Here is a 14,535-nt window from a genome sequence, read left to right on the forward strand (position 1 = left end):
CATGTCCGTCGACACCGCCGACGCGACGCCGCCTTCTCGGGGTCGCCGTCGGTCGCGATTGCTCGCCGTCCTCGTCGCCGCGATCCGATGGCTCGACGCCGTCCGGATCCGCGCGCACCTCCGACGAACCGAACGCTCGCTCCGCGCCGCCGACACCGACCGCCTCGACGCCGATCGGCAGCGCCGGAGACACCGGGCACTGGACGCGCTCCGGCGCTATCGGCGTCGCGGACGCTTCCCGACCAACCGCTCCGAACCCGAGCGGGCGCCGCAGTTCGTCGGCGCGAACGGCGTCCCCTGTGCGGTCGCCGCGCTCTTGCTCGCCGACGGCGAGCGCGATCTGGTCGAGCGCGTCGCCGCGACCGACAACGCCGTCAGGATCGAGGACCTCGACGACGGGCCGCTCCTCGACTGGCTCGACCGGAACGGACTCTCGCAAGCGGAGGCCGCACGTATCCAACCGATGTACGCGTCCGATATCTACCTCGTCACCGACTGCGGCCCGGTGAGCTGTGCGGTCGCGCGGGCGCTGGCCGGTGCCGCCGCGGTCGGCGTGTTCGCCGTCGCGGAGGTCGTCGGCTATCGGCTCGCCGACGGGCTGTTCCCCGACAACTCGTTCAAGCGACGCGGGGCCCTCGCGTACCTGACGGTCATGAACCTCCTGCTGGCGCCGGTGCTGGGTATCCTCCTCTACGCGCTCTTTCCCTGAGATGCGACCGAAAGATCGAGCCCTCGCGTACGCGACCGGGCAATTGGTTGCCGTTGCGGTCCTGGGAAGCCTGCTGATCGATCTCCTCGGCTACGCGCCGGGCGACGTTTTCGCGGTCCCTCGCCCGACGACGCCAGCCGTCACTCTCGCGATCGGCGTCGCGTGGGCCGCACCGGTCGTCGTTCTCCTGCTCTACGTCGCGCTCCCGGTCGGCGTCGGACTGTCGCTGGTCCGAGACGGACAGTCCGTCCGGCGCGTGGGTCCGTGGGTCGTCGGGGCGACCTTCGCCGGACCGCTCGTCCTCGCGGCGACCGGATGGGTCGCGACGTTCTCACCGTCGACCGTCCCCGGACCGCCGATCGCGACGGCGACCGCGATGGCAATCGTCCTCGGTGGCTGGGCGCTCGCCGCCAGCGATCGTGACCCCTTGCCCGACGGGATCCCGCCGATCCTGTTCGCAAACACCGTGTTGCTCGTGACGTTCGCGGTCGCCGTCGTCTTCGTCCCCCGCTTGGCAGGGGAACGACTGGACGCGCTCGTCGTCTGGTCGTAACGTCACCGGCGGCGGCCCCGCCAACCGGTCAGTCCGACGCCGCGGCCTCGTCGGCCGCCTGATGGAGCATCCCGCGGTCGGCCGAGCGGTAGAAGTACGCCGCCAGCCACAGCGCCGCGGCGACGTTCGAGAGCGTGACGCCCCAGAAGACGGCGGCCACGCCCAGGTCGAGGACGTACGCGCCGACGAGCGCGATCGGCAGGCGGACCGCCCAGTACTGCGCGAGCGTCGAGTACATGCTCACGTCCGTGTTGCCGGCGCCGTTGAACCCCGCCTCGACCGTGTAGATGGCGCCCAGCGCCCAGTAGCCGTATGCGAGGATCTGCAGGTAGAGGACCGTGTACTCCAGCGCCTGCCCCGACAGGTCGGGGACGAATATCTGGGCGATCGGCGCGGGGACGAGCCACTGGATCACGCCGAAGACCGAGAGCCCGACCACCGCGATGGCGACGCCGATCCAGGTGGCCCTGCGGGCCCGGGAGGGTTGCTCGGCGCCGAGGTTCTGCCCGACGACGCTCGTCGCGGCCTGTGCGACCCCGGTGGCCGGGACGAACGCGACCGTCGCGACCTGCGACCCGATGTGGTACGCCGCCAGCCCGGCGGAGCCGCCGACCGCCGAGACGATGCCGATCATCCCGAGGCGGGCGACCTGCCGGCCGGCGTTCTGGCCGGCGATAGGGAGGCCGACGTCGACCACTTCCCGGGCGGTGTCGAGACGCGGACGGAGCGCCGCGCGGGTGAGCACGAAGCCCTGCCGGCCCCGGGCGGCGAGCGCGAGCGCGAACAACCCCCCGCAACCGTACCCGATAGCGGTCGCGAGCGCGGCGCCGAACAGTTCCAGCCGGGGGAACACCCACCAGCCGAGGATGAGGACGGGGTCCGCGATCACGTTGACGACGATGGCGGTGAGGTTGACGTACAGCGCCGCGCGGGTGTCCCCCCAGCCGGTGAAGCCGCTCTCCAGCGTGTCGCTGGCGGCGATGGCGACCAGCGCGAGCGCGTAGGCCGTCAGGTAGCTGACCGCGTAGGACTGGACCGTCGGGTCGTCGAGGAACGCCGCCGCGATGGGCTCGGCCGCGAGGACGAGACCGGCACCGAGCACTACCGCGACGGCGATCGCACACGCCGCCGCCGTGAAGGGGACTCGCCGGGCCGATTCCGTCTCGTCGGCCCCGACGTGCTGGGAGGTGACCACCTGACTCCCGGTGAAAAACGCCTGGAGCGGGACCGTCAACAGCGCGACCACGACGGTCGCGAGCCCGACCGCCGCCACGGCCTGCCCGCCGAGGCGGCCGACCCAGAAGAGGTCGACCACCGACTGCGCGACCAGCGCGAAGTTCTGGGCGACCAGCGGTCCGGCCAGTATCACGAGCGCCCGGGCCAGCGACCCACCCACGATGTCCTCGCGCGACACATCGAACATGCCGTATCCTCACTCCCCACCACATGTTAAATATTTGTATCTATGTGCTGAGTGGACTACAGGACCGTTCGGTGACATTTTGTACCCCGCGGTCGTCGCTCCGGGAGTGAGCCCTCCGCTCTCCCTACCAGCGGCAGTGGCCGCCCACGCGGTCGTCGTGCTGACCGTCGGTGCGGTGGTCAGGTGGCGCGCTCGCACCGCGTACGAGGGGCCCGCGGGCGACGCCGACACCGCGGTCGAACTCCGCGACCTCCGTCACCGGTGGCTGCTCGCCGGCGGGGTGCTGACGGCGGCCCTCACCTATCTGTCGGACCTCGCGCGAGCGGCGCAGGCCGGTGCCACCGACGCTCTCGCCGACGCCACGGGGACGGCGACGGTCGGTTCGGTCGGGGGCGTCCTCGTCGCGGTCGCCGTCTACGCGCTCCCGGTCGTGGTCCTCGCGCTCGTCGTCCGGCTGGCGACGGTCCCCTACCGCCGCGCGGTCCGCGGGTTCCGGTTGCGTTACCGCGACGCCGCGGCGTGGGAACTCGAACGCGACGGCGTCGGACTCCTCGGCGTCCTGCTCGCCGCGGGCGTCATCGCGCTCGTTCCGGCGGGGTGGCCGCGCGTCGTCGCGGCGGTCGGACTCGGCCTGATCGCGACGGCGCTGACGCCCGTGGCGCTCGTCGTCGCCCTGCGGACCCGCTGGCCGACGGACGCCGAGCGGGCCGTCGTCGAGGGCGTGCTCCCGCCGGGCGTCCGCTTGCGGGTCGTCGACGACCGGACGCGACTCGGCAGCGCCTTCGCCGCCGGCCTGGTCCCCGGCGCCGAGTACGTCTTCTGTACCGAGTCGCTGTTCGCCGTGCTCGACGACGAGGAACTGCGGGCCGTCGTGGCCCACGAGGTCGGCCACCACGAGCACGAGCACGTCCTCCTGCGGTACTCGATAGTCGCGGCGGCCGCGGGCGTCGCGCTCGGCGTCGCCTCCGCCGCGCCCCAGCTCGCCCTGGCGGCGATCCTGGTCGGCACCGCTCCCGCGGCCGTCGTCCTGGCGTGGGTCGTCCGCCGGACCGAGGAACAGGCGGACGCCTATGCCGCCGCGGCCGTGAGCGGAGCGGCGCTGGCGAGCGCGCTGGAGACGCTCGCCGAGAACCGCTACGTCGCGGAAGCGACCGGCCCGTCGCGGTTGCTGTCGTACCACCCGCCGCTGACCGAGCGGATCACTCGGTTGCGAGGGCGACCGTCGGGGTGAGCGGCCGATCCCACGGCTGCGCCCACAGAGAGTAGCGTGTGAGTGGCGCTCCCCGGTACCGCGACCGCAGTGAGAGCCGTCGGGGGCCTCCACCGATAGCGAACCGTTGCCGAGGAGTGGCTATTACTGGCCGCAGCCCGTGATACCACATAACATGGACCGGCGAACGCGGCTCACCGTCTACTACCTCGTCCTCGTCGTCGGCGTGCTCTCCGGGTTCGTGGTCCTGTACAACTACGGGATGGCCACGTGGGAGGGGCGGCCGCAGCCGCTGTACCGGTCGGTCGAGGCCGTCGTCCAGACGGTCACCACCGTGGGGTACGGCGGCGACGCCCCGTGGTCCAGCCCGCAGATGAACTACCTCGTCTCGCTCATGGCCCTCTCGGGGCTCGTGCTCATCTTCGCGGCGCTCCCGGTGCTCGTCGTGCCCCTCTTCGAGGACGCGTTCCGGTCCAGCGCCCCCTCGTCGGTCCGCGGCGTCGGCGAGCACGTCGTCCTCTGTGAGTACGGCCCCCGCGAGGAGGTCCTCATCGACGAACTCACCGAACGCGACGTCGAGTACGTCGTTGTCGACGCCGACCGGGAGAGCGCCGACGACCTGTACGCGGCGGGGTACACGGTGATGTTCGGGGACCCGGAGTCGGACGCGGCGCTCCGACGCGCCCGGCTGGAACACGCCGACACGCTGATCGCCAACGTCGACGACGAGGCCAACCCGAGCGTCCTCCTCTCCGTCCGAGCGGTCGGTCCCGACGTCCGGACGGTCAGTCTGGCCGACGACCCGGACACCGCGGACTACCACCGATACGCGGGGGCCGACCACGTGCTCTCGCCCAAGCGAATACTGGGCGAGCAGCTCGCGGCCAAGGCGGTCGGGACGTTCGATCCGGAGGCCATCGAAGCCGTCGAGATCGACGAGAACTTCGACATCGCGGAGTTCCCGCTCCAGAACGGGAGCGAGCTGATCGGCCAGACGATCGGCGAGAGCGACATCGGTGAGCGAACCGGTGCGGCCGTCATCGGGGTGTGGGTCCGGGGAGATTTCCGGAGTCCGCCGCCGGCCGACACCAGATTCGATGCCCGGAGCGTCATCGTCGCGACCGGCGGGGACGCGGAACTCGACCGACTGAAGGAGATGACGCTCTCGGAGGGGCGTCGCCGGCGGGGAGACGTGGTCGTCGCCGGGATGGGCGTCGTCGGACGGGCCGTCACGACCGCGCTCTCGAACAGCGGGTTCCAGTACACGACTATCGACGTCGCGGAGGGCTCGACCGTCGACGTGGTCGGCGACGCGACCGATCGGCAGGTCCTCCGGGAGGCGGGTATCGCCGACGCCGACACCGTCGTCCTCGCGCTGCCGGACGATACGGCGACGGTCTTCGCGACGTTTGCCATCCGCGAACTCAATCCCCGCATCGAGATCATCGCCCAGGCGAACGAGCACGAGAACGTGTCGAAGCTGTATCGCGCCGGCGCGGACTACGTGCTCTCGCTCTCGGCGGTCAGCGGACGGATGCTCGCGTCGATCGTCCTCGGCGAGGAGAGCCTCTCGTCGGGAACGCAACTCAAACTCGTCCGGACGACGGTCCCGGGCGCCGTCGGGAAGTCGCTCGCCGACGCGGACGTTCGGAACCGAACGGGCTGTACCGTGGTCGCCGCCGAACGGGACGGTCGCGTCGTCACCAACCCCGGCGCGTCGTTCGTGATCGAACCCGGTGACGAACTCGTGGTGGCCGGGACCGACGAGAACATCAGCCGGTTCCAGGCGGCGTTCGTCTGACGGGTAGCTGCCGGCGGCGACGGGCCGAGAGTCCGGTATCGGTAGGCGGCGTCTGATACCCGGTCGGACTCCCGCACCCTTTTCAGCGACCGAACCGAACCCTCGCCAATGAGTCGCGCCCGCAAGCCCGAGTGGCTGAAGATGCGGCCGCCGTCGGGCGAGCGCTTCACGGAGATCAAGCAGTCGCTCCGCGACCGCGATCTCAACACCGTCTGCGAGGAGGCCAACTGCCCCAACATGGGCGAGTGCTGGAGCGGTCGCGACGGGCCGGGCACGGCGACGTTCATGCTGATGGGCGACACCTGCTCGCGTGGCTGTAACTTCTGCGACGTCGAGACCGGCGGGATGGATCCGCTCGACGAGGACGAACCCGAGCAGGTCGCCGACGCCGTCGCCGAGATCGGCCTCGACTACGTCGTCCTCACCTCGGTGGACCGGGACGACCTGCCGGACCAGGGCGCCGGCCACTTCGCCCGGACCATCGAGGCCATCAAGGACCGCCACCCGGGCATCCTCGTCGAGGCGCTGGTGCCCGACTTCCGGGGCGAGGAGCGCCTCGTCCGGAAAGTGCTGGACGCCGAACCGGACGTCTTCGCCCACAACGTCGAGACCGTCGACCGCCTGCAGTGGCCGGTGCGGGACCGCCGCGCGGGCTACGAGCAGTCGCTCTCCGTCCTCCGGCAGGCCGCCGCCGAATCGGCGTCGTACGTCAAGACGAGCCTCATGCTCGGCGTCGGCGAGTACGACCACGAGGTCTACCAGACCCTGGCGGACCTGCGGAGCGTCGGCGTCGACGTGGTGACGCTCGGGCAGTACCTCCAGCCCTCGCGGTCGCACCTCGAAGTGGCCGACTACGTCCACCCCGACGCCTTCGACACCTGGCAGCGCGTCGCCGAGGAGGAACTGGGCTTCCTCTACTGCGCCTCCGGCCCGATGGTCCGGTCGTCGTACCGCGCGGGCGAGCTGTTCGTCGACGCCGTCCTGCGGGACGGCGAGAGCGTCGAACGGGCCCGCGCCGAGGCGCGGGCCGGCGACTGACGGGCGCTCCGGCGCTCGGCCGTCAATACCGCTACGTACCGGACGGGACCCGACAATAGCACTCTTAGCAAGGGGCTTCAGTCCGCTCCGTGCGGAACCGGGTATGCGTTCGATCGCGGACCCCGACCTGGATGAGACGCTCACCGACCGGATCCTACCCTCGCGCGCCCGCATCCCCGAGGACCCGCCCGCCGGCGACTACGTCGTCATCGACGTCACCCACTTCTCGACGACGGTCGTCGAACTGTTCGAGAACGGCGCCGAGTACGTCCACGTCACCGAGGAGCGCGGCGACGAGCACGCCTTCGCCGAGGAGCACCCGCGAGCCAAGATCGGCGGCGGGTCCAGCGAGGAGTACACCCCCACCGAGGGGTACGACTTCTTCAACTCGCCGACGTGGGTGCAGGACGTCGACGTGGCCGGCCGCCCCACGGCGCTGACCTCGACCAACGGCGGTGCCGCGGTGACCGATCTCCGACTCGCCGGCGGCGACGACGTCGACGTCTACGTCGGGACCCTCGCCAACGCCCGGGCGGTCGCGGACCACCTCGACGGCGCGGAAAAGCCGACGTACCTGGTCGCCGCGGGGTCGAAGGGCAAGCCCTCGCCGGAGGACACCGTCGGCGCCGTCGTCATCGGCCGCCACGTCTACGGCGAGTCCCCGAGCGACGCCGAGCGCGACCTCTACCGGCAGATCGCGAAGCTCGGCAAGGCGCCGAAGTACGCGGAGAAGGCCGACATCCGGCTGAACGACCTCGTCGAGTACGACCTGCGGTTCAGCGAGAGCGCGGTCGTGCCGAGGCTCGACGGCCAGAAGCTCTACGACGTGAGCGACGAGTGATGCGCGCCGACCTGCACGCCCACACCACCTACTCCGACGGGTCGCCGCTGCCCGCGATGTGTCGCGCGGCCGAGCGGGCGGGCCTCGACGCCGTCGGGTTCACCGACCACTGCATCGCCGTCGGCGACGACTTCGGCCGTCGGGAGCGCTACGACCTCACCGAGACCTACGAGCGCCGCCGCGAGGCCATCGAGCGGATGCGCCCGCGGACGGACATCACCGTCTGGGACGCCGCCGAGGTCAGCTACGTCGCCGACGCCGAAGCGGAGACCGCCGAACTCCTCGCCGCGGCCGACTTCGAGTACGCCATCGGAAGCGTCCACTTCGCCGGCCCGTACGACTACACGTCGCCCGGACAGTACGTCGACGCCTCCGAGGAGACGCGCCGGGCGGCCGTCGAGCGGTACTTCGACGCCGTCGTCGCGGCCGTCGAGTCCGGCCTGTTCGACGTGCTCGGTCACCTCGACCTGCCCGAGCGGATGGCCCCGCTGCGCGGCTACTCCCGCGAGGAGGACTACGAGCGCGTCGCCGCGGCGCTCGCCGACTCCGAGACGGTCCCGGAGATCAACGCCGGCCGCGTCCACGAGTCGCTCGGCCGCGTCCACCCCGACCCCGCGATGCTCGACGCCTTTCTCGACCGGGACGTGGCGTTCGTCCTCGGCTCGGACAGCCACGCGCCCGCCGAGATCGAAAACCGAGTCCCCGAACTCCGGTCGGTGGCCGACGAGCACGGGATCGACCCGCTCCCGGCGGACCGAATCCTGACCGGACGAGCGGGCGCGTCCGAGACCGAGTCGGCCCCGTCGCGCTGAGGGGTCCGTCTTCAATCCCGTCGCGCCGAGAATCGCACTCCCCGCCGCGGTTTCTACCGCTTCTCCGCCGACCGGATAGCCGCCGGAGAATCGCCGCCGTCGAAAGCCGGGGTTACCGGAGCCCGGGGAGGAACGTCGTCGAGCGCAGCCAGAAGAGAGAGCCGACGAAGACGGCCGAGAGGGCGAGGAAGGCCCAGTCGCGCGTCGTCGTGCCCAGTTCGTCGAGCCGGAGGCGGCGGCTGTCCGGGTCGGCGAGCGACTGGGAGAAGCCGCGGGTCTCCATCGCCTCGACGGTCACCCGGCTCCGCTTGGCCACGTCGAAGATGAGCGGGTAGAACGCCCGGACGCCGATCTTCAGGAGGTGCGCCCAGTGGCGCCAGCGGAGCAGGCCGTCCGACGAGGGACCTTTACTGCGCAGTCGGATGGCGTGGACGATGTCGCGGTACTCCTCCAGCAGGACCGGGAGCATCCGGTAGCCGTAGGCGAGCGAGAAGGTGAACCGGCGCGGGACGCCGAAGCTGAGCAGCGCCTTGCTCAGCCGCGAGGGGCTCATCGTCGTGAACACCGCGACGCTGGCCAGCGAGATGCTCGCCATCTTCAGGTTGTAGGGGACCAGCGAGAGCACGGCGCCCCGGGCGTCGCCACCGGTCAGCCAGACGAACGCGCCGAAGAAGGCGAGGTTCGAGACCATCCCGAACGCGAGGACGGCGAGGAGGAAGCGGTTGACCCGCGAGACGACGACCAGCACGGCCATGAAGGCGAACAGCGACCCGAGGACGAGCGTGTCGTAGAACATCCACGGCAGCAGCGCGAAGGCGACGTACCACCCGAGCAGGACGCGCGGGTCGAGCGTGTTGAGGAAGGCGTCGTCGTCCGCGTGGGCGATCCGCATCAGTTCGACCCGCACGCGGTCGACCGAGAGCCACCGGTTGACGGTGCTCACGGCTTCCTCCCGGCGCCGTCGGCACGCTCCGGCGGTTCCCCGAGTCGCTCGGCGAGCGCGTCGATCGTCGTCGCCGGCGGGTCGATACCGAGGCGACGGCTCACCTGCACGGCCTGGGGCGGTCGCATCGAGGCGGCCGCCCCGATCGCGGCGTCGGTCAGCGCCTCGGCCGGCGGGGCGTCGGCGGCGATCCGTCCGTCGTCGAGGACGACGACGCGGTCGGCCCACGAGGCGACGAACTGCAGGTCGTGGGTGGCGACGACGACGGCGTCGACGCGGCGCTCGACGCTGTCGAGCATGGCCTCGACCTCCCGGCGGCTCTCGACGTCGAGACAGCCCGTGGGTTCGTCGAGCAGGACGACCGACGGCTCCATCGCGAGCGCGATGGCGAGCGACGCCCGCCGCTGCTGCCCGATCGAGAGGAGGCGACCGTCGGCCGAGCGGAACGCCCCGAGGTCCAGGTAGTCGACCACCTCGTCGACGACCGCGTCGGCGTCCTCGCGGCCGCGCTGGCGCAGGTAGTAGCCGACGTCTTTCTCGACGGAGTCCTCGATGAACATCTCCTCGGGCTGCTGGTGGACGTACACCACGTCGTCGGCCAGCCGCTCGGGCGCGGTCTCGGCGGTGTCGGTCCCCAGCACCTCGACGGTGCCCGCGTCGGGGCGGACGAGCCCGGTGACGAGCTTCAGCAGGGTCGACTTGCCGGCGCCGTTCGAGCCGACGAGGGCGACCTTCTCGCCCCGCTCGACCGACAGCGAGAGCCCGTCGAGGACCCGCTGTTTCCCAGAGCCCATCGAGCGATAGCCGTAGCAGACGTCTTCGACGTCCACGACGGACGCGTCGCCGTCCAGTGGCGCATCCCGCGCGTCGCCGTCGGGTGCCGCGTCCCGCCCACCACCGTCCGATGGGACACCGCGCGCACCGCCGTCGGGCGTCGTCACGGGACGGTCGGCGAGCGCGTCGACCGCTTCGTCGACGGTGACGGGATAGCGCCCCTCGTCGCCCGCGTCGGGAGAATTGTTCTCGTCGCCCCCGATGCGGACGTCGAGGCGTTCGCCGAGCGCGGTCACCGCCGGCGGGTGGATGTCCCGCTCGCGGAGGTCGTCGAGACGGTTGAGCGCGTCCGGCGTCGGCGCGGTCCAGCGGACGGCCCCATCGTCGACGAGCGCGACGCGGTCGGCGTACTCGGCGACGAGTTCGGTGTCGTGTTCGATCACGACGACCCCGCGGCCGTCGGCGCGGAGGTCGGCGAGCACGTCGTAGACGCGCTCGGCGTTGCCCGGGTCGAGCTGGGCGGCGGGCTCGTCGACGACGATGACCTCCGGGTCGAGCGCGAGCACGCCGGCGACGGCGACGAGGTGTTTCTGCCCGCCGCTCAGCTCCCAGATGAACTGCTCGGCCAGGTGGCCGACGCCGAGGCGTTCGAGCGCACGGGTCGCCCGCTCGCGGTAGTCGTCGAAGCCGTAGTTCAGCGGCCCGAACTCGACCTCGCGGCGGACCGTCGGCTGGACGAGCTGGTTCTCGAAGTCCTGGTAGACGTAGCCGACCGTCCGGGAGAGCTCGCCGACCGACGCCTCGGTCGTGTCGACCCCGTCGACGACGACCTTCCCCTCGGTTTCGCCCTCGAAGAAGTGCGGGACGAGGCCGTTGAACGCCTTACAGAGCGTCGTCTTTCCGCTGCCGTTGCCGCCGAGGACGGCGAGGAACTCGTCGGTGTCGACGGCGAGCGTCGCGCCGTCGAGGACGAACTCGTCGGTTCCGGGGTATCGGAAGGCGTAGTCCTCGACCCGTATCAGCGGCGGAGGTGCTTCGGAGCTCATCGAGACGCTATCGCGCCGGCTCGCTCGAACCGGATCGAGCGAGCCTGACGGCCAGCAGGACGATCAGGAACGCGAGGACGAGCGAGACGAAGATGCCGGCGTTGCCCTCTTCGGCGCTCAGGCCGAGCAGGCTCCCGACGTTGGGGAGCGCCTCGGTCTCCATCATCGGGATACCGAGGAAGAATCCCATCGTCGCGACGAAGAAGGCGAGAACCGACGCGCCGACGAGCGCCGCGAGGTGGACGAGGCCCACGTCCGACAGCATGCTCGCGTCCGAGCGCGGGCGCGGTTCCAGGCCGAGCAGCGGTTCGATCTTGCCGTACAGCGACGGGACGAGGTACATCGTCGGGATCGCGCCGAAGATCAGGCCGGTGATGATCGCCTCTGGGATCATGTCGACGAACTCGATGACCACGATGCTCTCCGGGAGTCCGGGGACGGCCTCCAGTTCTTCGGCGCCGACCACGACCACCCCGACGTCGATCAGCGCCGACGGGATCTGCGAGCCGATCTTCGCGACGACCGCCGCGACGAACACCTGTCGCGGGTTCGTCAGGTCGTGGACCATCTGGGCCGCGACGTAGACGAACGTCGTGATCAGGATGACCTCACTGAGCTCGCTGAGGCCGCCGAACTCCCCCAGCAGGAACTCCGTGAAGACGATCTCGCCGAGCGGGACGGCGAGGGCCGCCTCGATGTAGGGAAAGAGGAACACGAGCGCGAGCGGCAGGAAGATGAAACTGGAGATCCCGAGTTCGATGGGACCCATCGTGGGTTCGGGGATCAGCTCGGCGATGGTGTTCTCCAGTCCCGACAGCGAGAGCACGAGGATGAAGACCATCATTCGTTTGTTGCTCGATGCGGTCACGTTGGGGGTGATCGTCTGTTTGACGTTCATGGATAAGTCCCCGCGTCCGCGCGGGTCAGTGGCTACTCCCCCCAGGTCACTGATAGGCACTTATATGACCGGTATTGTCGGGTCGAGACCGCTATTGTACCGTCTCCCCCGCTATGTGATCCCACCGAGACGGGCCGCGCCTCCGCTTCCCAGTCCGGTTCCTTCGTAGGCACTCGTTCCGACGTGGACGATCGGCCACAAATGAGTCGGTTGACGGGCGGTTTTGCGAAGAAATGAAGGGATGTAGCCGTCGATCCGTCACCCTGGCCGGCAAAAATGGACCGCAGCGTAAGCTATTTACGAAAATCCTTAAGCCGACAGCCCTGCTTGGTTCGGGTATGCTTCGGAGGGTTCTATGAGCACTTTACAGCGCGACCCGGAGGACCGGGTCCAGGTCCTCGACGAGGACGGACAGGTACGGGAGGGCGCGACCGTCCCGGACCTGCCCGACGAGACGCTCGTCGAGATGTACCGGGAGATGACGCTGGCCCGCCGGTTCGACCAGCGGGCGGTGAGCCTGCAGCGCCAGGGGCGGATGGGGACGTATCCGCCGCTGTCGGGCCAGGAGGGCGCCCAGATCGGCAGCGTCCACGCGCTGGCCGACGACGACTGGCTGTTCCCGAGTTACCGCGAGCACGCGGCGATGCTCCACAAGGGCCTCTCGCTGCAGCAGACGCTGCTGTACTGGATGGGCCACGAGGAGGGCAACGTCCGCCACGACGAGAACATCTTTTCCGTCGCTGTGCCCATCGCGACGCAGATCCCCCACGCCACGGGGGCCGCGTGGGCGTCGAAGCTCAAGGGCGAGAGCAAGGCGTTCCTCTGTTACTTCGGCGACGGCGCCACGAGCGAGGGCGACTTCCACGAGGGGCTCAACTTCGCGGGCGTGTTCGACGTGCCCGCGGTGTTCTTCTGCAACAACAACCAGTGGGCCATCTCGGTCCCCCGCGAGCGCCAGACCCGGAGCGCGACGCTCGCCCAGAAGGCCGACGCCTACGGCTTCGAGGGCGTGCAGGTCGACGGGATGGACCCGCTGGCGGTGTACCAGGTGACCAAAGCCGCCGTCGAGAAGGCCAAACACCCGAATCCCGACGAGTTGCGCCCGACGCTGATCGAGGCGGTCCAGTACCGCTACGGCGCGCACACCACCGCGGACGACCCCTCGGTCTACCGCGACGAGGAGGAGGTCGAGGAGTGGCGCGCGAAAGACCCGATCCCCCGGATGGAGACGTTCCTCCGCGACAGGGGCGTGCTCGACGACGAGCGGGTCGACGCCATCCAGAACGACGTCGAGGAGGCGGTGGCCGACGCCATCTCCGCGGCGGAGGGCGTCAAGCGGCCCGACCCGTCGGAGATGTTCGCACACGTCTACGAGGGGATGCCCAAGCGGCTGGACGAACAGATCGACTACCTGCAGCGACTGCGCGACCGACACGGCGACGAGGCGCTCCTGGAGTAATCATGAGCCAGACCACCGACACCGAGGACGAGGCGGACGCATCGAGCGGCGAGACCGAGAGCCTGACCCTGGTACAGGCGGTTCGCGACGGCCTCCAGACGGAGATGGCCCGCGACGACCGCGTGATCGTCATGGGCGAGGACGTGGGGGAGAACGGCGGCGTCTTCCGCGCGACGGAGGGACTCATCGACGAGTTCGGCGAGGACCGCGTGGTCGACACGCCGCTCGCCGAATCGGGCATCGTCGGCACCGCCATCGGCATGGCCGCCTACGGCCTGCGGCCCGTCCCCGAGATCCAGTTCATGGGGTTCATCTACCCCGCGTTCGACCAGATCGTCTCGCACGCGGCGCGCCTGCGGACCCGCTCGCGCGGCGAGTTCACCTGTCCGCTCGTCGTCCGCGCGCCCTACGGCGGCGGCATCCGCGCGCCGGAGCACCACTCCGAATCGAAGGAGGCCTTCTTCGTCCACGAACCCGGCCTCAAGGTCGTCATCCCGAGCACCCCCTACGACACGAAGGGGCTGCTCGCCTCGGCGATCCGCGACCCCGACCCGGTGATCTTCCTCGAACCGAAGCTGATCTACCGGGCGTTCCGCGAGGAGGTGCCCGCGGACGACTACACCGTGCCGCTGGGCGAGGCGGCCGTCCGCCGCGAGGGCGAGGACGTCTCCGTGTTCACCTGGGGCGCGATGACCCGGCCGACGATGGAGGCCGCCGAGAACCTCGCCGGCGAGATCGACGTCGAGGTCGTCGACCTGCGGACGCTCTCGCCGCTGGACGAGGAGGCCATCGTCGAGTCGTTCAAGAAGACCGGCCGCGCCGCGGTCGTCCACGAGGCGCCCAAGACGGGCGGGCTCGCCGGCGAGATCACCGCCACGATCCAGGAAGAGGCGCTGTTGTACCAGGAAGCGCCGATCGAGCGGATCACGGGGTTCGACGTACCCTACCCGCTGTACGCGCTGGAGGACTACTACCTGCCGGAACCGGAGCGCATCGAAGACGGCATCAGGGACGCCTTCGAGTTCTGA

Annotated in this window: 13 protein-coding genes; 9 read left to right on the plus strand and 4 right to left on the minus strand. The window is 70.3% G+C overall.

The features are described 5' to 3' along the window. Position 1 precedes the first annotated feature (1 nt). Both PSC72_RS12645 and PSC72_RS12650 read left to right on the plus strand, forming a co-directional pair. Positions 2–709 carry a hypothetical protein gene (locus tag PSC72_RS12645; protein ID WP_274321765.1) on the plus strand — a complete coding sequence of 236 codons (708 nt, stop codon included), beginning with the start codon at positions 2–4 and terminating at the stop codon, positions 707–709. 1 nt (position 710) lies between these two features. After that, positions 711–1,262 carry a hypothetical protein gene (locus PSC72_RS12650; RefSeq protein WP_274321766.1) on the plus strand — a complete coding sequence of 184 codons (552 nt, stop codon included), beginning with the start codon at positions 711–713 and terminating at the stop codon, positions 1,260–1,262. Between the two features lie 28 nt (positions 1,263–1,290). Here PSC72_RS12650 and PSC72_RS12655 read toward each other — a convergent pair whose 3' ends face one another. Further along, positions 1,291–2,685, minus strand: coding sequence for an MATE family efflux transporter (locus tag PSC72_RS12655; protein ID WP_274321767.1), 1,395 nt, complete (start codon positions 2,683–2,685; stop codon positions 1,291–1,293). A 106-nt stretch (positions 2,686–2,791) separates the two neighbouring features. Here PSC72_RS12655 and PSC72_RS12660 point away from each other — a divergent pair, with 106 nt between their 5' ends. From PSC72_RS12660 to PSC72_RS12680, 5 genes are all read left to right on the plus strand, one after another. Beyond that, a complete protein-coding gene (locus PSC72_RS12660) occupies positions 2,792–3,916 on the plus strand; it encodes a M48 family metalloprotease (protein WP_274321768.1) in 1,125 nt (374 codons plus the stop codon). 154 nt (positions 3,917–4,070) lie between these two features. Next, entirely contained in the window at positions 4,071–5,696 is a 1,626-nt protein-coding gene (locus tag PSC72_RS12665; protein ID WP_274321769.1) for a potassium channel family protein, read from the plus strand. A 108-nt stretch (positions 5,697–5,804) separates the two neighbouring features. Further along, the gene (lipA, locus tag PSC72_RS12670) at positions 5,805–6,734 is read left to right on the plus strand and encodes a lipoyl synthase (protein WP_274321770.1); all 930 of its coding nucleotides are present in this window, start codon (positions 5,805–5,807) and stop codon (positions 6,732–6,734) included. A gap of 103 nt (positions 6,735–6,837) precedes the next feature. Beyond that, on the plus strand, positions 6,838–7,575 hold the full coding sequence (locus tag PSC72_RS12675) for a 2-phosphosulfolactate phosphatase (protein WP_274321771.1): 738 nt from the start codon (positions 6,838–6,840) through the stop codon (positions 7,573–7,575). After that, positions 7,575–8,387, plus strand: a complete 813-nt coding sequence (locus PSC72_RS12680) for a PHP domain-containing protein (RefSeq protein ID WP_274321772.1) — start codon at positions 7,575–7,577, stop codon at positions 8,385–8,387. The genes PSC72_RS12675 and PSC72_RS12680 overlap by 1 nt, the downstream gene beginning before the upstream one ends. Before the next feature lie 112 nt (positions 8,388–8,499). On the opposite strand, the gene PSC72_RS12685 is transcribed toward PSC72_RS12680, so the two are convergent. Genes PSC72_RS12685 through PSC72_RS12695 form a run of 3 tightly spaced genes read right to left on the minus strand, consistent with a single transcriptional unit; the run spans position 8,500 to position 12,048 of the window. Then, a complete protein-coding gene (locus PSC72_RS12685) occupies positions 8,500–9,279 on the minus strand; it encodes an energy-coupling factor transporter transmembrane component T family protein (RefSeq protein ID WP_382261860.1) in 780 nt (259 codons plus the stop codon). Between the two features lie 47 nt (positions 9,280–9,326). Continuing rightward, the gene (locus PSC72_RS12690; protein WP_274321774.1) at positions 9,327–11,150 is read right to left on the minus strand and encodes an ABC transporter ATP-binding protein; all 1,824 of its coding nucleotides are present in this window, start codon (positions 11,148–11,150) and stop codon (positions 9,327–9,329) included. A 7-nt stretch (positions 11,151–11,157) separates the two neighbouring features. Continuing rightward, on the minus strand, positions 11,158–12,048 hold the full coding sequence (locus PSC72_RS12695) for a hypothetical protein (protein WP_274321775.1): 891 nt from the start codon (positions 12,046–12,048) through the stop codon (positions 11,158–11,160). A gap of 355 nt (positions 12,049–12,403) precedes the next feature. On the opposite strand from PSC72_RS12695, the gene pdhA reads away from it, so the two are divergent. Both pdhA and PSC72_RS12705 read left to right on the plus strand, forming a co-directional pair. Next, positions 12,404–13,507: a pyruvate dehydrogenase (acetyl-transferring) E1 component subunit alpha gene (gene pdhA / locus PSC72_RS12700; protein ID WP_274321776.1), complete on the plus strand. Its 1,104-nt coding sequence runs from the start codon at positions 12,404–12,406 to the stop codon at positions 13,505–13,507. 2 nt (positions 13,508–13,509) lie between these two features. Then, on the plus strand, positions 13,510–14,535 hold the full coding sequence (locus tag PSC72_RS12705) for an alpha-ketoacid dehydrogenase subunit beta (protein WP_274321777.1): 1,026 nt from the start codon (positions 13,510–13,512) through the stop codon (positions 14,533–14,535).

The sequence above is a fragment of the Halosimplex aquaticum genome (assembly GCF_028747785.1).
GTDB classification, from domain to species: domain Archaea; phylum Halobacteriota; class Halobacteria; order Halobacteriales; family Haloarculaceae; genus Halosimplex; species Halosimplex aquaticum.